Origin of the sequence: Methylophilus sp. QUAN, from assembly GCF_015354445.1 — a bacterium.
GTDB lineage: Bacteria > Pseudomonadota > Gammaproteobacteria > Burkholderiales > Methylophilaceae > Methylophilus.
Genome location: NZ_JADKYT010000001.1, coordinates 1633034 through 1651788, shown reverse-complemented (window position 1 = coordinate 1651788; position 18755 = coordinate 1633034). Strand labels below are relative to the sequence as shown.

The window sequence follows — 18755 nt, the reverse complement described above, 5'->3', positions numbered from 1 at the left end:
GTGAGCCAAATGGCACAAGACTCAGGAAAAACAAAATTATTCAACGATGTTTCCGCAGAAGACATCAACAATTTTATTAGAGATGAATTGGGAATTGAGGATCCTGAAGAATTTCAAAAACAAATGCGTATTGAAGGGCCACCTGGACCTCAAGCCCATGCAATTTGGCATGACGTTTTAACATCTATGAAATGGGAGTTACAAAATTACCAAGACATTAATATTCGGCTTAAACCATGTTTCAGCTTAATCTCAAGAAAGCACCACAAATTGATTCCAGTTTTGGTGGAGAACTATAACTTCCAACCTTTTGATAATGAAGATGATCTTGCAAATGAAGCTAAATCTGCCATGCTCAATCTAAATGAGCCAATAAGCATTTTGCTTTTTAGAAGTATCTGCTTCAAAGAAGTTAATGGCTCATATTTTAATTTTGGCGGCTATGTTTGCAAGGAAGGAAAAATAAGTCCATTTACAATCAATCACCGAATGCGATCCGTTGATGAGATTTTTGAGCAATTAGAATCAGGTTTTACTTTTTCAACCCCCTCAATTGAGTGGGAAGACGAAGACGCAACATTAGCATTAGGATTTGCCAAGTTATGCGCCGATCTGGATGCTAATAAGCCTCAGAAACATGTAGTAATGAATCAAGGGGAGTGGAGCTTTATTATGTGCCAACCTGAAGTTATTCAGTCATTAGATATACTTGGAGATCTGAATAAAGTGATGTCTGAACTGAAAAAAGGATTTCATTAGAGCAAGATAAAATTTATCTAGCCCTATACATTCGAAAGACTTGCAATGCTTAATCACAACTATAGTTCAGATAGTGTATCAGAGCGTATAAAACTGATTAGAAAGCATATGAAGTTAAAACAAAGTGAGTTTGCCAAACTTGGGGGCGTATCAGTAACATCTCAGTCGTTCTATGAGACAGGAAAGTGCTCACCAACAATGGGATACATAGAGTGCTTAAGAAAGAACGGGGTAGATGTAAGCTTTATTGTTACAGGATTAAGGTTAACACCCGATATTGATTGGGAACTCATGAAACAAGCATTTTTGCTTGTGCAGAGTACATATTCAAGTCCTAACAATTCACCTTTATTGCCAGAGCAATTCTTTGAACATTTCCGAGCCGTTGCGGAAACTGTACTCCGTTTGAAAAAGTAGAGAACTACAATTAAAGGATTTAACAGCATAACCCGCCGCATATTGTGGCTTGATGACACAATATGCTTCCTATCTGTGATTAACTATTAACCTCTTAATCGTTCATCAAAAGTGAAAGGTCGCTCAATCTTGTATGAAACCAGATGGTAGGCCGGGTGACCAGGATTAATGAGCAAATTAAATTCTTCCGGCATTACTGCTGAAGGTAATATGATCCCAAGATATTTTTGTTCAGCGACAAACTTATCTCCAAACTCAATCGAGGCGGTTGAACTCGGTACAGCGCTCCAGCCTTTAGGTAAATCTGACGGTAAATACTTTTTGTATAAGGATTCTTCGTCAGGCAGCTGAATGGATACCAAAACAAGATCAGCGATGAGATGGTCACTGGTATGAACTAGCTTTTCCAGCGCACACACTCCAGGGGTAAGCCCCGCATAGATGACTGCTACCCCTTGGGAGTTCCACCGACCGCCAGTGCGCTGAGAACCAGTACCGGCCCGATCAAGCGCATAACGCTCTTTTGCTATTCGCCACGCCTGCATTATACTGCGCCGCCGTAAGCGATAGCAGAAAGAACCTTCTTCACTTCCATTGCCCCAATTTCCGTATCCAACAATTCAAGTGGAACATCACCCAGGGCATTATTCTTGGTAAGAAGCCAATCTTTGGCCACCTCCTGAGATCCAAACACTTCTTCAGCCTCGGCCTCAATCAATGCAACGCGTGCCAGACGCTCCGACTCAGCTGGTCCAAGCAAGCTTTTCGTACGGATTTTTCTGCTTGCGGTTGCAGGGGGTATACCAATGATTCGTTGAAAATTATTGGCTGAAATATTAAAGAACTCACTGCCGCCAGCAAGCATTTCGGCTTTGGCACCGCCGCGGATGATAGCAATACGCTCTCCAGGATTGGCCTTAACAAAAGCCTCATTCCAATTCTGATAGGCAATCATTGCCGGCACTGAGGTTCGCTTAACACGAACACTCCCAGCCTTTCTAACAGTTGCGTTTGGCATAGCCAGTTTAGGAGAAGTTAGTTTTTGGGCTTTTGCTACCATAAAAAACTCCGGTCTAAAAAATTTAATCAAATGATAACTAATTATATATCAAATGATATTCAAAGCCCCGAATAGTTTTATTAAATTTTTCTATCAATCAAAACGCAGTTTAATGCCAAAATTCATTAAATGTATAATCAAAGATCCAAACACAACAAATGAAACCTATTATGAGAAAAAAATACCTTGTCGCTGTTTTGATTGTTGTCGTTCTATCGGCCTGCAAAAAGCCTGAAGATAAAAAAACTGAAATTTCAAATAGCCTGGAATACAAGGTTGCCTCAATCGATGCAGGAAAATTTCTTCCGGAGTCTGACTTATCAATTGCGCGAGTGAATGGCCTATTGAATGCAGCAGAAGAAGTGTATGCAACACCAAAACAACAAGTTGCAGACTTTGTGGTGAATGCTCATGAGGTTGCAAAGCAGCATGGAGCTGCGATCGGCGCAGCAGAACTTTTGGATTTTGCTTTAATTGCTTGCGACGTAAAGTGCACAAAAGACAATCTGGTTGATTATTTGACTAGATATACCACGGTAAGAATAACTTCAGGTCAAACACACCACCAGGCCACACACTCTGTTGTAATTCTCAATAACCTTGAGAAAAGGTTGAAATAAAAAAGGGGATAGCACCTTGGTGCATATCCCCTGTACGTCTCATTAAACTATGAACTTTATTGAAACACGGTTCCGCGAGCAGCTTTGATTCCTGTGAAATCAGTCAGGCGTTTAATATCAAGGTCCGTAAAGTCATTTAACGCCGCAATCTTGTCATGACCATAATCACCCAGAATCATTACGCCATCGCTTTGAACAACAATTTCAGCTTTGTATATGGCCGTAACAGCTGGTTTAACCATCGCATTTACTTCACCACCACCGGCCACCAACAACTCAACCTTAAGGTAGTCACGGCCCTGTCCTGCATCGAAAACCGTGAATAGGTATTTACCAATCGAGAGAACACGATGGTTCTTGCGCACACTAGTAGCGGCCAATCGAGAGTTTAATGGCGATGAAACCAAAAGAATATCGTTAAGCTTCGAGGCGACTTCTCCGTAGGCTACATCATTAACCCACGCGAAGTATTCTGTACTTTCTTCATCAGACGACACTTCTACAGGAGCGAATAATTCAAGTTCAGATTGATGCTGGGTGTAGAAATCAAATTTCTTATCAAATGCTGGGTTGTAGGCATTCACATAGACTGTATCTGCCGTTGCTGCCCCGGAGAGCTCGATAACTAAATTGTCTCTTCCTGGGTAGCCAGCAACGATTTTAGACAGTCCAGCTAATCCATCAAAAATATTTTTGTAAAACAACTGTGCGCTGGGCTGAGTGTTTGGCATGTAGATAAATACAGGTTTTGAATCAAATGACAATTTATCTGCTGCTGCCTTAAAAACATTCCATGATTTTGCACCAAAGGTTTCAGCGACAATTTCCAATGCTACCGATTGCTTGATTTCGATATTAAATCTAGTGGCAAGCATAGAGCGCATAAAAATAGGGAAATTTTCAACCATAGCCACCATTGAGTGTCCCCGATCCTCACGGGGGCGCTCTTCTTCACAGGAAAGTTTCTCTAAGTTCGGAATGGATTGTAGTCGATTAACCAGTCTGGACTTGTCGCCATAGCTGCGGATACCTTTAAAGTGTGCGCGGCACCGCTCTGAAAGAGACTGATCAAAGGATGCAAACTCGACCTTGCCAACCTTGTACATTAATTCGTCATTTTTATGGAACTGCAACGAATTGCCAACGACACGAATAGCGTCAGGATAAATATGTGTCGAGTCAATTTCATCTACAACTGTCGCAATTGCAGAAGCAAATGAGTCAGTGAGATTGATAAATTCTAAAGACCCCTTATTCTCGCGGCTCGCACCAATTTCGATGTAATGCCAATCACGCTTGGTATCAACCGTACCCATGATGGATGCGGCCAAGAACATGTCATTATCTTCAAAATAGTTTAGGAAAGCGTCATATAACGGCTTGCCTGGTGGAATCAGAATGTCGCGTGATGCGAGGGATTTACTGAGAAGCGCAACAGCGCCAGTGTAGTTTGGATGAAACATAGATACTCCTTTTAAAAGTAGAAAATAAATACGGCCAAAACAATTCGGGTGTGCGCGTTTCCGAGTAGGCCTTCTACTAAAAAAAGGAACTCAGTATTACTGACCCTGATTCGCTACGCCTGATTTCAGGTGCGCACAGCTGGTTCGGGTAACCACTTAATTACAGATTACCAGATGTTTTTGTGAAATCAATAGGCTCGAAATATTTTTCCACGTCTTTTTAGTCGATTAAAAAAACTGCCTCTCCACTTGAATTCAGAAGTTCGGATGCTAGGGTGAATTCATGGACTTCATTGGGAGATGCACATGACTATTCAGTATCTGGTTGGCAAGACATTACGATTGATAGGCTGGCTAACATTGGCCTGGCTTGCTATTTCTTTGTTTTTTCTCGACAACGGATTATTACCAAAGGCCTTCCTTTTACAGGATGAAATTTCAATCACCTGTGCTTCATTGGCAGCGTTATTTCTCTATGGGGCAGGCCTTACTATTGGCTCTAGGGAAATAATCACTCCACGGCACGAGAAATGTGGGTGTGAATACTATTCATGCATCTGTGGTAGTCAGCAATCACCCGTAGCTCATGAGAGTGAAAATAAACCAATCACGTCTATGTCGACGGAACAATTTCGCTCGGAATTGGGAAGAGTGCTTTAATGAACTTTTCTGGAAGGAAAGTGAAAATTAAATGTCCGAAGTGCAAACAACAAAACTTCACTACACAAGAAGTTTTTGAAGAAGTAGTACACATAACGGTAACCAACGGGGTTATGCCAGACCGGGCAGACGATCATATTCCTGGAGGTGTGATAAGTCTGCATTGTAGTTGTAATCATTGCGGTCATTATTGGAAACCAAGGGCCAAGCAACTAACGGATATACTTGTAACAGATGATTGAACCCAGGCCAGGTCTTTTTAGACACTGGCCTTTTTTGTGCTCGCTATTTACTTCGTGTTTCTCCATGTTAGTTTGAAATAACTAATACGGAATATCGGAAATGCACAGAACCATATTGATCATTAAGCTGGCACAAGAAACTTATGCCAAAGATTCATCTTTAGAGTTTGATAAGGCTGAGCAGCACGCGAATCTAACTCAACGCTACCCGGCCACCTACCCAGCGCCATTTGGTGAGATTGGCTGCGGTCACGGTGCTCTTTCAGATCATGTAAAAAAACATGTTGATAGCATTGCCAGCCAGCTGGCCATGGAGGTTGATGTCTGCCACCAGGTAGACCTCATGCTGATGATCTATTCAAACTCGGAGTCAGAGCTTTCAACCTTCAAAACCAGACTAGCAGAAAGTCTACGTCCATTAAGGTCATGGATTTTAAATCCTGATGAGGTGTTAAATGGATAATCAGGCGCTATTTAATCCGTCAGCCATGATCGCTATGCGTAGCCAACTTGAAGGGCGGCTCATTAATCTTTGCTTCGGCGCCGGAGTCGATTCGACCGCAATGATGGTTGCGCTTAAAGTGGCCGGAATAACACCACAATTGATTTCTTTTGCGGACACTAAAGCTGAGAAGGCCCAAACATATCACCATCTTGATCGCATGCAGGAGGTCATGAAAAGATGGGGATGGCCGGAAATCAGCGTTGTGACGAAAAAGACCTTGGATTCAACAGGCTACAATGAACTATATGGAGAATGCATTAAAAACGAAACGCTACCATCATTGGCGTTTGGCCTTAAAAGTTGTAGTCAGAAATGGAAATCAGGCGTTCAGGACAACTTCATAAAAGGGGTTAACCGTGGCCCGAATAAACAGCCCGCGCATCCGGTATGGATTGAGGCCCAGGAAACACGACAACGAATCGTCAAATTGATCGGGTATGACTGCGGAAAAGCCGACCTCAAGCGTTCTAGCAAAATCATCCAAGATGACCCTCACTTCGATTTTTACTACCCGCTCCAGACATTGGGATGGACTCGCTCTGAGTGTGTAGAAGCAATTTTCACTGTCCTGGGTGAAGATTATGTTCCAGTGAAATCCGCGTGCTTTTTCTGTCCGGCATCCAAAGAATGGGAACTGTACTGGCTGGCGGCCAACGAGCCTGACCTACTTGAACGTGCTTTGATTATGGAAAGAGTTGCCCTGACAGGGAAGCATTCTCGATTTGATGAGCTGGCAACCGGAAAGCAATGGGAAGAAATGGTACGGTCTGGCGACCGCTTTCCGAGCACCACCACGACCGTAGGCCTTGGCCGATCATTTAGCTGGAATCAGTGGGCTGTGCAAAATGGCGTGGTAGATGCAGACTTCAACGTTATTCGCAGTCCTGACATGACACTGCATTTCATGACCAGAGCCAACGAATTACGCTCGGATGATAATGCGTATGACAGTCGCCGGAAAAAAGTAATACCAATAGCCAAGCAAGAGAATGTCTGGGCGTAGCCCGTATTCTGGCCCATTGATTGCTTATCCTAAAATCATCAATAATCAATTCGTCAAAGAATGTGAGTAAGGATAGTAAATGACAGGATATGACTACGATCGGCCTTATGTGAGCCACGATAGCTTTCAAAAATTCAATGCTATTGATCAGGATGTTGCTGCCAAATATGGGCAGACCGTGATTGCCACGCAACTTAGCAACTCAGAATATAACTCTAGGTATGCCAGGTTAGGCAGAAAGAACAACATGAAAAGGCCGCCTGGCGCAGGCAGACATAAATTCATGGGATGGTTGGTTGTTCGAAAATTAGGCACCAGTCGTCAGTATGAGACTTGGATGCCGGAGGATGCCTTCGAAGAGTGTTACGAACTCATACCTAACAAAGAAGCGTAGGTTATTGAATTTAAATGCCATCTTGCTTTTTATGTTCGCACCCTTGATTTAGCGAAATGTTAGGCTAAGCTTAAAGATATAACCAAGGAAAGCTAAATGTCGAACACAAATAACTTGATGAAGCCATATTTTGATTTATTGGCAGAACTCCGGACAAACGGAAAGCAGCTCAAGAATCAGAGAACCGGGGAAATTTGTTATTACAAATCCACTGCCCATTTAGAGTTTGATGGCTCAAAGGGCTTTCTTGCCAATACTCGCAGAAAAATCGGGATTGAAGATAAGGACGATCCTTCAAAATTCAGACTTCGTGGCCCGGTCGGGGAATTACTCGGTTTTTTCCGTGGTTACACCAATGCGGCCGACTTTGAGAAAGTAGGCACTAAAGTCTGGTATGCGAATGCCAATGGTACTGAAGCGTGGCTCAAAAACCCATGGCGCAAAGGGGAAAACGATAATGGATTGATTTATCAATTCAAGGAAGTCATCGACCGTTGTGTGGTCACTGGAGAAGCTGAACGAGACTTTTACATCCAGCAAGGGTATGAAGTTGAGCTACAGGGCCAGGACGGCAGATACTGTATGGCACGTCCTATTCGACAGCTGGACAATCTGCTTAAAACCTTACTTACAAACCCAACTGACCGCCGGATGATCGTAACGGCACTGCATGTGGGCACATTTGACAAGTGCTCACTGCCACCTTGCCACCACACTTATTCATTCACTTGGAATGCTGATAACTCATTGGATATCGAGTGTTCGATGCGATCCTGGGATTGCCATCTCGCATTTAACCTGCAACTGACACACTTGTTCTTGTGTGTTGTGTGCCGGTTGGTAGGGATGACGCCCGGGAAGGTTTGTATCAACGCCACAAATGCTCATCTTTACGGGTCATCACTGGCAGCTGTAGATGAAGTTCTGACCCGTGATGACTTCGAGGCGCCAACGCTCGTTTTGTCTGAAAATATCCAGAGAGTCACCCTGGAAACGTACAAGGGCGCTTTCGACCGGATTGAACCAGATGATATCTGGCTTGAGAATTACCAGAGCCATGCGGCCATAAAAACTGAAATGGTTAAATAGCATGCAAATGCATCTATTTGACCACGTTGCCGAAGCCTTTGCGCAACGTCCGGAATTCCCTTTGGCCACTCATGATTTATATGAGCAAGTCGCCAAAAGAGCAGGTATCAGCCATGCCGATCTTGATGTAAAAGTCAAAATTGGACAGAGTGGGCAAGAACAAAACCTGATTAAGCGCCAGGTGCGGTGGCATCAGCAAACGATGAAGAAACTCGGGCTGATTGAGCGGGTTGAAGGAGAGCGTGGTATCTGGCAGTTAACCGAAGAAGGCAAGGGTAAGCTGACCAAGATTAGGAATAATGTGGCCATGGTGGCCTATTCTACAAAGCTGGGAATCGCTATTTGGGGCAACAACCAAACAGCGTTGAAAAACCTGGATGAGCCAATCATGCTTTGCCTCACATCACCACCATATCCATTACGGAAGCCAAGGGCGTATGGAAATCCTACAGCGCAGGAATATACCGATTTCATTTGCAAATCTTTGGAGCCTATTGTAAAAAACCTTCATCGTGAAGGCAGTTTGGTAATCAATGTGACAAATGATGTGTTCAATGAGGGCCTGCCATCCCGCAATCTGTATCTGGAAAAATTGGTTATCGCCATTAACGAAAGATTTAACTTGGCCTTGATGGATCGATGGGTGTGGCACAATAAATCCAAGCCACCAGGGCCGCTGCAATGGGCTTCGAAAACAAGGCAGCAACTCAATGTTGCCTATGAACCAATTTATTGGTTTGCTGTAGATCCATTGGCTTGTAAATCCAATAATCGCCGCGTTCTTGAACCACACACAGAAACTCATAGAAAATACATTGAGAACGGCGGGTCAAAGAAATTCGCATCAAATAACGATGGCGCCTATATCCTGAAGCCTGGGAGTTATTCAAACATCACTGAAGGTAGAATACCGCGTAATGTATTGGAATACTCTCACACGGATAAAGAAAATAGGGAGCTGCTGAAGATTTTGAGACATCGGAATTGGCCGACTCATGGCGCTATGATGCCTGGAGCTTTGGTACTCAAAATAATCAAGTTCCTAACTGATAAGGACGATCTAGTGGTTGATTTGTTTTCAGGATCTTCCGTGATCCCAAAACAGGCTGAAGATTCTGGTAGGCGATGGCTGTCGACAGAATGTATGCTTGAATATGTGCAAGGCTCAGCAGTGCGATTTGCTGGCAATTCTGATCTGGTTCTTAATGAGCAAATTTTTCACTAAATAAAAATGAAAAGTATCCATAACTCGGTTGAGGTCGTGAAGGAACATTGTGGGCGGTATAACACCGACATTCACGCCGGATGGTCAGCTGGACTGCTGGGAATGGTCAGGGTCGGCAAAAAACTATCTCGGCGGCAGCCATCTGAACATCTTTTCACCGAAGCAAAAAACAACCAGCGCCTGATTGATTGGTGGTACGGCCGTGACAAAGCCATGGAATATAAGGCCAAGCATGTGCGTCAGGAGGTCGGATTCTTTGCCGAAGATAGATCAGGGAAATCGGTAACGGTTTTAAGGAAAGGCTGGACAGTAGATCGCGGCACCGTGGTCAATCGCCTTGCGAAAAAAGGCTGCGTGGGGAATGTCACCGTCAATTACTATGAGAATGACGTCCTGGTTAGAACTGTAGTGTGTGGAATTTAAATGACTGAAGAAGTAAAACTCACCCAAGCCCAAATGAAGATTTTGCGATTGATTGCCGGCGGATTTGAAGCGAACCGAGGGAAGGGCTCGGCGGTCGTGGTGGATAATCGAAAAATATGCAATATAGACACCATTACATCGCTAATTAAAAAAGGCGTACTGGCGCAAACCGAAGGTGGCTGGTCATTGACTCAAGACGGCAGTGCCATTGCGAAGAAACTATTTCCTTGATGGACTAAAGCTGGAAAACAGTCAAAACTGTTTCTGGAGCTGCAAGCACGAATACAATTCGGTCAGGTGTAATCTTATAGTAGCGCCCAGCATACCCATGGTTCATCCAGAATAATTCCTTTTTAGCGCATCTAGCCTTGATTGCCTTTCTGGTTTTTCCTTTGTGTGGGACCAGTTTGGCGATGTAATAAAGCGACTCAATGTCCCTACCTGGAAATCGTTGCTGCGCCTTCTCCAGACAACTCTTTGTCCATACTGGTGAAGGTCCTGCTGAACGCTCTGTCATACTAATGCCCTAATTCTCAAAATCAGAATATCAGGGAAGCCTTAAAAATCAATATCATTGCATTGACCACCGTGATCCACTTCTGGATACGCTGATGATTTGTGGTGCATTCAACAAGAATGTGGCTTGATTAAGCCAATACAATTATCACTATGAATCCTCTTGATTGAGGGCCACCTGGTGATAAATTGGTATTGAAGATTGAGAAAAAAAGATGATTGAGAATCAGGGAACAATACAAAAAATAGGCTTCCACATCGGGTGGGACTATTACGTGTACTCGACCACATTGCCCCCACATGCAAGTGAGTATCAGGACATCGTAAAAGGCTATCAGGAGGCTGCTTCTCGGGCTCATCAACGCAAGAGTGACCGGTACGAAAGAAAATGCCTTCAGCTGCGTTTAAATGCATATACCCGGGGCAAAGCCTTTGATGAGAACATCACGCCGGATTACCTTAAACAGATAGATACGCCAACTTGCCCAATTACCAAAGTAACGCTCACTCATGGAAGTGGCGCCGAAACTGACTGGTCGGTCGACCGGATTCATAACGACTCAGGTTATACAGTTGGCAACTTGGTCATAGTTTCATCCAAAGCTAATAAGGCCAAGGGTTCAATGACTTATGACCAGATACTGTCCATTATTGATACGCTGCGCGTATCTCCAGAGAATGATTACGGACTAAACCTCTTTGAGTGGATCCGCTGGCAGTCAATTTGCGCTAAGGTGATACCGTTTGCTGCCGTCAAGAATAATGCTAAATACCGTAAGAATAGCGTTGAGGATGCTGAGTTTTCGGAAACAGGCTTCGTCTTCACATTCGCACCATGCGTAATTTTTCCACCTAATGGCATTTTCACCTTGTTATCGGACGTTATGCAAATACTGATTGCATACCGCTCTGCGGGCCTGCGTGAGGCAAAACTTGTCCAGCAAGACTTGATGCAGTATTTCGATGCAAAGGGCAGGGCAGATTTGCTGCAGATTATGAAAACAGCGCAGAAGGTGTTTGACAGAACGAGATCTCCCAATATGCTTGATATTTGGTTCAACCAAAATCTCTTCGACAAATTTCAGAACTTCTACATGAAATATTGTCTGGAAAATGAACAGATTCAGGATTTTTTGTTAGTAACGGCCAGAAAACTACCTGCGACCAAAAGCGGTAGCCTACTCAAGAACCTTGATTTCAAAGCCTGGCACGTTGACACTAAGGGTTACAATTCCCGGAATTCAGCGAATGGGTGACGAAAACATCTACTTGCCGCCCCCCGTTCCCGGCCAGCCAACTGAGCCGGAGGGTGAATACGTTAAAAAAATTCCTCGGCCTCTGACTAAGAGTGAAATGGAGCGTGCAAGGGAGCAAAAACGTTTAGTGCACCAGCTGGCGCCGGAGTTGATACCGATCATAAGTGAAATGACTAATCTTGGCTTAATCGACGGCTGGAGGTCTGTAACGGTAACGCCGATTGAGGAAGAATAAGGCTTGCAGAGTATATATGGTTAATACTGTATATACCGCATATATTTTCAGGTGTTCTTAATTGAAACACCATTTTGGACCGTCTCGGTCACTTTGATATTTTTCCCAATTCGCCTATCTCTGATGTCGGGATCACCCTGATTGATGTAGGCAAAGCTCAGAAACATCAAAATCATAATGATGCAGAATACTATTTTGGATTCGTTTGCCTGATCCTCGCTCCTGGTTGTTTCCTTACTCACCGCATTTCCAATTACGACGATCATCATTATCAGAAACACGTAGGCCAGGTAGCCAAATATTGCCGCCAGTGAATGAAGGTGCCATGAGACACCTTTACCGAGACTGAATGAGACATCGTTATCAATCAGCTCGTACGTGAAAACAGGAAGCCCTACAAACAAGAAAAAGTATATCCCCGCCTTGATCCTCAATCGATCAAAGTGACTCACAGCAGGTTTTGAGACTTCTTGCTTTTCTTCCATGATGCCAATTAAAGACTGTATGAATGTCATGTTAGCAAATCAACAAAATGAAAGTGTTGTTGAATGCCTTAATAAACAGGCACCTATGCAATTTAAGCAGCTTTTTTTGCATTCATAAGTTGGATATAGCGTTGAATGATTGCTGTTGGCTCCAGATAATCAGCTTTGATCCCTACGGTCTCAGAAACTGTGTGCCTCACAGAAGCAATCAACATGGCCTCACTGTTTGTCGGAATAGCTTCTGGCCATCCTTTTTTATACATCAAATGCGCTGGCAACAAAGCTTCAGCTTCCTGCCGGATAGCAGCACGCCGCTTAGCTTCTTGAAGACCATGCACCTGTTCGAGGGAAAGTAAATGTGGCGCTACATCTCCAAGCCACCGGTTGCCCTGGAATGCAAAGGTTGATTGAATTTCCAAATCGACCATTCTGCGATAAATAGCAGCATTATCAGGACAAGTGGCTGATGCAATCAGATCTCCGATTGAGCCCATGATGCAGAAAGTACAGGAAACTCTACTGGTGCCGTAGGTCGTATAAGCCTCATGAAGCGGCTCGTTCTCCAATTCGAGATACCGATATACTGCTGGCGTCGACCAGGTAATAATCGGATTCCAGTTGATGCCGTAACACTTCCTGGCCGATAGCTTGGGTTGTGGCGAAGAAATTGGCATACGTGCACGTGCAGAACTTTCAGCATGGCGTACACCAGTGACAGAAAGAATTTTATGGCCGGGGTAACGCTTGGTTAATTCGGCACAGATCGTAGCTGTCTTGGTCTCACTAGTGCAGAAACGTAGCGCTGGCGTACTCCACGGCAGGATTAATTTGACACACTCTAAGCTCTCATAACGTGCCAGATTATTCTTCCACCGCGTCTCCCAACGCTCCATCAAACCTCCTGCAGCACGTTTCACAACAATCAGCTCGATCCCCAGCCTTTCACATAGCCGCTCACAAACTGGCAAACTCTCAACCCATTCCACCGACCCTAAATCGGCGTGGATAGCAACACGCGGGCCGGTATGTCCAATTTCATCAAGATACTGAATTAATCGAATAGCAGCAGCTTGAGAGTCCTTGCCGCCAGACACCCCGATTGCCACTACTGCGTTTTCTTGCAGCATGGCATCCACTTCGGCATTTGTTGAGACCTCATAGTTATCCGTATTGAATAAATCAGCATTGGCGTGCCGTGGCATAAACACAATGGGGTGATTCATGAAAGTATCCCTTAAATAAATTCATCGTATCAGCGAATGTCAGTTATTCAAGAGCGCCAGCTGGCATGCTCTGGCAGAGTAATGATGAGGTAATGCGGGTCGAATATGATTAAGTTGGGGTATTGAAATCCGAAAATCGGGTGATAGATTGAATTTGAAGATACGGAGAATTCAATGCTTTTGATACCCACGATTTCAGTGTTTGACCAGTTGGCACATTGTTATGCCAAATCAATGCAATTTCTGAATGATGTTGAAAAACTCATGCAGTCTGGCATGTCCAAAAAAGATGCTGAAAGTGCGGCAGCCGCTGATTATTTGATTTCCGTTCGCAAAAGCTTTGAATTGAATGACGGTAAGAGTGTGGAATACAAACTGACAATCGAGCAAGAAAGACTCGCGCAGGAAGCAGTCATTCCAAGTGTGGTGGAAGGGGGCGTGACATGCTAGAAAATGAGATCAATGGGCATGAGTCCAATACCGAGCCAGTCATTAAGGGAAAATGGCGCTACGAAGCAAATGAAATTATTTGCGGTCCATTACGGATAAGGATTGCCGAATGCGAGGGGCTGAGTCCAACCAAATGCAAACGCATTCTGTCTTGGATCTGCAAAACCATGAATGAAGCAGCTGGGCCATACGCTGTTGATACTCCGTTACCAGGTAACCTAGCGCATCAGGCAGTACAGGTCGTAGAACGGCGTATTGCAAAAGGCCGAATCCTAAAAGAAATAGGACATACGAGAATTCATCGAATAATGTAGTTTGATGATGGTACAGCCGGGGAAAGCCCCGGCTTTTTCTATTCTGAATATCCCCACGAAAATGCGTGTTTATGACGACGCATTCCATATCAAACTTGCATACACTCTAAGTCACTTAAAGACACCAAGCGAGTGCAATAAAGATAGTGAGATATAGCCGCCGCCAGCTCTTGATTTCCAGATTTTGTGTTTTAGATTTAATTCAAGACACAAGGAAACATCATGCATTCAGAAGACAACTGGCAATTTTATCCAACCCCTTTAAGCCTTGCCACGAAAGCTTGGAAAAAGTTTAAAAACAACACAATTACTAAAGTGCTTGAGCCATCGGCAGGCAATGGGGCTTTACTTGAAAGCGAGTACAGAGGGCTTCGCTACAGAATGGATAATGTAGATGTCGTTGAAATCGATATGTCCAAGCACCCCTTGTTGCGTGAAAAGGGATTTAATGTGATTGGTCTGGATTTTATGAAGTTTGAAGGTGGCTCTTATTACTCACATATCATCATGAATCCACCGTTCGCCCAGGGTGCCCAACACGTGCTGCGTGCATGGGAAATCCTCTTTGATGGCGAGATTGTTGCTATCCTTAACAAGGAAACCATCACCAACCCTCACACCAAAGAACGTCGCATGCTGGTAGACCTCATTGAAAGACATGGTGAGGTTGAATTCATGACAGAAGCATTCATGTCCGAAGACACATTGCGTAAAACCAATGTAGAAATCGCAATGGTCTATCTGCGCAAGCAAAGTCTTTTCATGGAAGACCTGGCCGGAGACATTCTGGAGGGCTTGCGTAGTGAGCAAGAGCAGGATCATGGGCTTGGATATGAACAAGAAAACCAGCTGGCTTTGAAAAATTCCACCATTGAAAATTTGGTGATCGCTTTTAAGGCCGCCACGATTGCAAACAGACAGCAGGTCTTTGCCATGGCCAGAGCTGCATACTATCGCAACATTCTGGGCAGCACGATGGAGCGCATGCACTCTAACTTCAGCACCGAAGAAACTACGATTAAATGGGTTACCCAGACCATCAATGAAATGTACCTCGATCTCAAGAACAGGGCCTGGGCAAATGTATTGCGCTCATCAGACGTTCTGTCAAAACTTTCATCATCCGCTCAAAAAACAGTAGAAAAAGAATTTGAGAACATCAAGAAACTCGAATTTAGTAAGGCCAATATCTATGGTTTCTTGTTGGGCATTTTGGAAAAACAGGGCGATATCCAGAATGAAATGATCTTGAATTGCTTTGAATCGATCACCCGCTACCACTCGCAAAATACGGTCTACTACCTTGGCTGGCTATCTAACAACAAGCACCGTACTGCAGGCATGCGGATCAAAATGAGTCGAATTGTTTTGCCTTATTTCAGGATAGGCTTCTCAGGCCAACTGGAGTGGGAAGCCATGCAGAAACTCCGGGACTACGACAAGACTTTTGAACTCTTAAACGGACAAGTGGTTGGGCCTGTAGAACAAGGCAAGCCTCTTGTTGAGGGCGGCCTAGAAGATGTGTTTCAAAATCAAATTGACGCGTTAAGAAGTGGTGAACGCGTTTCTTCTAAATATTTCGACGTGCGTTATTACCCGGGACGCGCAACCATGCACCTGTTCCCGACCGATAAAAAACTAATTGAGAGATTTAATATCCGCGTTGGACGATTGAAAGCCTGGTTGCCTGAGTTTGGCTCGGGCAATGATGAGTTCATGGCCCACTACGAAGATGCTGAAAAATTCGACAAAGAAATTCAGACAGAACTGAAAAACAGAAAAGACCAGTGGCGCTTTGGGAATGTCACGTACTACCTGGACTCCAAGGATGAACATGACCGTAAGCGTGCCAATGACTACATCACCGGTGCCGTAAGCGTCGTGCTAGAGCGTCGTGGCTACAACATCCACAACATGCTGACTGAAAACAAACCACTCCAGCTGACCGCATAATGAAAATTCTATACCTGACATTAACGAAAGAGTGGTTTGACTTGATTGTTTCCGGAGTCAAAACCGTTGAATACCGTGAAATTAAGCCTTATTGGGCCAAGCGGCTACTCAACAAAGATGGAACTCCAAAGCATTTTGACGCTGTTCATTTCCGAAATGGATATGGCCGTAGTAATCCCAATGCGCTTTTAGAGTATCAAGGCCTTGGTGTGGGCCGGGGAAGAGTAGAGTGGGGTGCTCCACCTGACAAAGATGTGTTTAATTTGAACCTCGGCGAAGTCTTAAATGTTGATTATGGAAAGGGTAATGCAAATGGAATCACCAAGCATCACAGTGTCGCAAGAGGAAATCAGTAATGTGCAGCTCGCAATTCAACCAGATGCCCTGATCGAAGAGATTAATAAGCTCGAATCAACATATGCCGCAGATGAGTTTGATCATGGTTATCGGTCTGCAGTGGTAGACATCATGGGCATCATATCAAGACTGTCAGCCAGTCAGAAATAAGTAAAAAAAAGAGGTAAGCTGTAATGATTGCATTAGGTACCAAATTAATTTGCAGGGAGTTTGGCCACGAAGTGATTGTGACCAATATGGACAACGAATTCATAGACTACGTAGGCGATAACTCGGAAGGGAGCGTGCGTAGTGAGAACCTTGAGGATTTTTACCTTGTGGGCGACGAAAAGAGTTCTGACGGCACAAGTGGTCAATAAAGTCATTTTAACGCGCTACGCGCCCATTACGTGCCCGTAGAAACTGCATAATCAGTCGCAATTTGTTACTATTTTGCGAGTCGAGTGAAATTCAAATCATGAGTAAAAATCTTAGAAAGCGTAGCAAGGCATACAAGCCCAAGCAGCTGAGTTCAAACGCGCATTTTAAAGCCTTGGTTATGGCACGACCGTTGAGTGAAACTGTAAAAGCAAAATTTCTGAGCGATGTGGACGTCTCAATACTTGCTATGTCCAGGGGCGTTACGAACATTGACCACTTTCATAAGCTCGCCACCATGGTAGAAATATGCGCCATCATGGTAAAAGGGGTGTTCCATGAGAAAAGCTATGAGCCATTTATAATTGAAGCCAAAAACGGACTATACAGGTCGAAACAGCGTTATGAAAAGTGTGGCGCATTTGGCTTGGATGGCCTGGGCCTGAAGGCATTGAAAGACACAATATCCATATTCAGCGATGTGCTAGACAATATCACCGGTAATGATCTGGCCAATGCCATCGATATCATCAACAAAAATATTCAGGAAAAAAATTTCTACACCCCGGAAATGATGGCAGCTTGATTTTGGGTATCATTGCCTAAACACAAAAATAAGGCATGTAATGATTTATACCGTAACCTCCATTCAACAATTGTTTCAGTCAATCACTGACAAGGCCGTTAATCTCATTAAAAATGAGCAATCAATGGTGATACAAGTCCAAGGTGAAATAGGGACAATAGACGAAACCATCAAATACCCGATACTCTACAGTGTGACTCTCAATGAGGGTAAGGAACAGATCCTGATGGATATTCCTAAAAGCCTGATTAAAGAGCGAGAAATATCGTCAGGTCAATTCGTTAAGGTCACCGGCGTCGTGAAATCTGAAATTAATACCAACACCAGGAACAAGTTGGTTTTAAAAATACAAGTTTCTGACTTAGAGGCAGCCGAATCATTATCGCAGAGCAATAAATATAAAGAAAACCTAGACAGAGTACAAACTATCCTTCGGTTGAAAACAGGCGCTCGCCCATTTCCACTGAAAGATAATGTAACGATCACGATCATCACGGCTAAGAATGCAAAGACAGAAGATGACTTGGTTGGCGGCTTAAAACCTATTCGTGATTATTTTCAGATCAGCACAAAATACGTCAACATCCTTGATAAATTCGAGCTGGCCAAAGAAATCACTCAGGCAAAATCAGACATCCTGGCAGTTATCCGCGGTGGGGGCGGTGAAAGCGAATTTAAAATATTCAATGAACCAGAGGTGTTAGAAGCCCTGGTGAAATTCCAAGGTTATAGGATGATAGGTATTGGACACACTACAGACAATGCATTAGCGGATATCATTGCTGATTTTTCGGCACCAACACCCGCCAATTTAGGCGTAGAAATCAAGGAAAAATATATTGATTACTTGAGAATGTTGGCCAAGATCAAGGCTCAAGATGCTGAGATCAAAACTCAAGATGCTGAGATCAAGCGCCTTACAAAAGAAATTGAGGAAAACGAACGACTTAAAGCTACTGAACCAATTACGGCGCCAGTCAGGGAAGAAACCCAAAAAATCAATGACGATAAGGTTAAGCAGCGCATAATCTTTTTCATACTGGTGTCAGCGCTAGCAGTTCTTGCACACATCGCATACAAGAGCATTTTTTAGGCAATGATTTAAAGTTATTAAAATTCAGTGTCTTAAATAGACTATCAACGTCAATCCACTGCTTTATCCA

General features: G+C 43.9%; 25 protein-coding genes. 20 read left to right on the top strand and 5 right to left on the bottom strand.

The annotated features are described in order from the left end of the window. Window positions 1-9 precede the first annotated feature (9 nt). Together INP79_RS08270 and INP79_RS08265 are read left to right on the top strand one after the other, a co-directional pair. A complete protein-coding gene (locus INP79_RS08270; RefSeq protein ID WP_194753705.1) occupies window positions 10-759 on the top strand; it encodes a hypothetical protein in 750 nt (249 codons plus the stop codon). A 108-nt stretch (window positions 760-867) separates the two neighbouring features. Then, the gene (locus tag INP79_RS08265; protein WP_194753704.1) at window positions 868-1176 is read left to right on the top strand and encodes a helix-turn-helix transcriptional regulator; all 309 of its coding nucleotides are present in this window, start codon (window positions 868-870) and stop codon (window positions 1174-1176) included. Between the two features lie 86 nt (window positions 1177-1262). Here INP79_RS08265 and INP79_RS08260 read toward each other — a convergent pair whose 3' ends face one another. Both INP79_RS08260 and INP79_RS08255 read right to left on the bottom strand, forming a co-directional pair. After that, complete coding sequence (locus INP79_RS08260) at window positions 1263-1721, bottom strand: RES family NAD+ phosphorylase (RefSeq protein WP_194753703.1); 459 nt, start codon at window positions 1719-1721, stop codon at window positions 1263-1265. Beyond that, entirely contained in the window at window positions 1721-2236 is a 516-nt protein-coding gene (locus INP79_RS08255; protein ID WP_228519765.1) for an antitoxin Xre/MbcA/ParS toxin-binding domain-containing protein, read from the bottom strand. The genes INP79_RS08260 and INP79_RS08255 overlap by 1 nt, the downstream gene beginning before the upstream one ends. A gap of 170 nt (window positions 2237-2406) precedes the next feature. Between INP79_RS08255 and INP79_RS08250 the strand changes: the two genes are divergently transcribed. Beyond that, entirely contained in the window at window positions 2407-2856 is a 450-nt protein-coding gene (locus INP79_RS08250) for a hypothetical protein (protein WP_194753702.1), read from the top strand. 56 nt (window positions 2857-2912) lie between these two features. Here INP79_RS08250 and INP79_RS08245 read toward each other — a convergent pair whose 3' ends face one another. After that, window positions 2913-4319, bottom strand: a complete 1407-nt coding sequence (locus INP79_RS08245; RefSeq protein ID WP_194753701.1) for a hypothetical protein — start codon at window positions 4317-4319, stop codon at window positions 2913-2915. A gap of 306 nt (window positions 4320-4625) precedes the next feature. On the opposite strand from INP79_RS08245, the gene INP79_RS08240 reads away from it, so the two are divergent. The 10 genes from INP79_RS08240 (at window position 4626) to INP79_RS08195 (ending at window position 11867) form a co-directional block, all read left to right on the top strand. Beyond that, window positions 4626-4979 carry a hypothetical protein gene (locus INP79_RS08240; RefSeq protein WP_194753700.1) on the top strand — a complete coding sequence of 118 codons (354 nt, stop codon included), beginning with the start codon at window positions 4626-4628 and terminating at the stop codon, window positions 4977-4979. A gap of 342 nt (window positions 4980-5321) precedes the next feature. Continuing rightward, a complete protein-coding gene (locus INP79_RS08235; protein WP_194753699.1) occupies window positions 5322-5684 on the top strand; it encodes a hypothetical protein in 363 nt (120 codons plus the stop codon). Beyond that, window positions 5677-6729: a hypothetical protein gene (locus tag INP79_RS08230; RefSeq protein WP_228519764.1), complete on the top strand. Its 1053-nt coding sequence runs from the start codon at window positions 5677-5679 to the stop codon at window positions 6727-6729. The genes INP79_RS08235 and INP79_RS08230 overlap by 8 nt, the downstream gene beginning before the upstream one ends. Before the next feature lie 79 nt (window positions 6730-6808). Then, on the top strand, window positions 6809-7123 hold the full coding sequence (locus INP79_RS08225; protein WP_194753698.1) for a hypothetical protein: 315 nt from the start codon (window positions 6809-6811) through the stop codon (window positions 7121-7123). A gap of 96 nt (window positions 7124-7219) precedes the next feature. After that, window positions 7220-8212, top strand: coding sequence for a thymidylate synthase (locus INP79_RS08220; protein WP_194753697.1), 993 nt, complete (start codon window positions 7220-7222; stop codon window positions 8210-8212). Window position 8213: 1 nt separating this feature from the next. After that, a complete protein-coding gene (locus INP79_RS08215; RefSeq protein ID WP_194753696.1) occupies window positions 8214-9437 on the top strand; it encodes a site-specific DNA-methyltransferase in 1224 nt (407 codons plus the stop codon). 6 nt (window positions 9438-9443) lie between these two features. Then, window positions 9444-9860, top strand: coding sequence for a hypothetical protein (locus tag INP79_RS08210; RefSeq protein WP_194753695.1), 417 nt, complete (start codon window positions 9444-9446; stop codon window positions 9858-9860). Then, window positions 9861-10091 carry a hypothetical protein gene (locus INP79_RS08205; protein WP_194753694.1) on the top strand — a complete coding sequence of 77 codons (231 nt, stop codon included), beginning with the start codon at window positions 9861-9863 and terminating at the stop codon, window positions 10089-10091. Between the two features lie 500 nt (window positions 10092-10591). Then, window positions 10592-11632 carry a hypothetical protein gene (locus tag INP79_RS08200; RefSeq protein ID WP_194753693.1) on the top strand — a complete coding sequence of 347 codons (1041 nt, stop codon included), beginning with the start codon at window positions 10592-10594 and terminating at the stop codon, window positions 11630-11632. After that, a complete protein-coding gene (locus INP79_RS08195; RefSeq protein ID WP_194753692.1) occupies window positions 11625-11867 on the top strand; it encodes a hypothetical protein in 243 nt (80 codons plus the stop codon). Before INP79_RS08200 ends, INP79_RS08195 begins: the two co-directional genes overlap by 8 nt. A 47-nt stretch (window positions 11868-11914) precedes the next feature. On the opposite strand, the gene INP79_RS08190 is transcribed toward INP79_RS08195, so the two are convergent. Both INP79_RS08190 and INP79_RS08185 read right to left on the bottom strand, forming a co-directional pair. Next, window positions 11915-12352, bottom strand: coding sequence for a hypothetical protein (locus INP79_RS08190; RefSeq protein ID WP_194753691.1), 438 nt, complete (start codon window positions 12350-12352; stop codon window positions 11915-11917). 92 nt (window positions 12353-12444) lie between these two features. Further along, window positions 12445-13575, bottom strand: a complete 1131-nt coding sequence (locus tag INP79_RS08185) for a phosphoadenosine phosphosulfate reductase family protein (protein WP_228519763.1) — start codon at window positions 13573-13575, stop codon at window positions 12445-12447. Window positions 13576-13749: 174 nt separating this feature from the next. Here INP79_RS08185 and INP79_RS08180 point away from each other — a divergent pair, with 174 nt between their 5' ends. The 7 genes from INP79_RS08180 to INP79_RS08150 all read left to right on the top strand — a co-directional run bounded on the left by INP79_RS08180 (window position 13750) and on the right by INP79_RS08150 (window position 18685). Then, window positions 13750-14025, top strand: coding sequence for a hypothetical protein (locus INP79_RS08180; protein WP_194753690.1), 276 nt, complete (start codon window positions 13750-13752; stop codon window positions 14023-14025). 536 nt (window positions 14026-14561) lie between these two features. Further along, window positions 14562-16292 carry a DUF4942 domain-containing protein gene (locus tag INP79_RS08175; RefSeq protein ID WP_194753689.1) on the top strand — a complete coding sequence of 577 codons (1731 nt, stop codon included), beginning with the start codon at window positions 14562-14564 and terminating at the stop codon, window positions 16290-16292. Beyond that, a complete protein-coding gene (locus INP79_RS08170; RefSeq protein WP_194753688.1) occupies window positions 16292-16648 on the top strand; it encodes an ASCH domain-containing protein in 357 nt (118 codons plus the stop codon). Before INP79_RS08175 ends, INP79_RS08170 begins: the two co-directional genes overlap by 1 nt. A 1-nt stretch (window position 16649) precedes the next feature. Next, window positions 16650-16799 carry a hypothetical protein gene (locus INP79_RS08165; RefSeq protein ID WP_194753687.1) on the top strand — a complete coding sequence of 50 codons (150 nt, stop codon included), beginning with the start codon at window positions 16650-16652 and terminating at the stop codon, window positions 16797-16799. Window positions 16800-16822: 23 nt separating this feature from the next. Continuing rightward, window positions 16823-17008: a hypothetical protein gene (locus INP79_RS08160; protein WP_194753686.1), complete on the top strand. Its 186-nt coding sequence runs from the start codon at window positions 16823-16825 to the stop codon at window positions 17006-17008. Between the two features lie 98 nt (window positions 17009-17106). Further along, window positions 17107-17592, top strand: coding sequence for a hypothetical protein (locus INP79_RS08155; RefSeq protein ID WP_194753685.1), 486 nt, complete (start codon window positions 17107-17109; stop codon window positions 17590-17592). A 40-nt stretch (window positions 17593-17632) separates the two neighbouring features. Further along, entirely contained in the window at window positions 17633-18685 is a 1053-nt protein-coding gene (locus INP79_RS08150) for an exodeoxyribonuclease VII large subunit (RefSeq protein WP_194753684.1), read from the top strand. Window positions 18686-18755 lie beyond the last annotated feature (70 nt).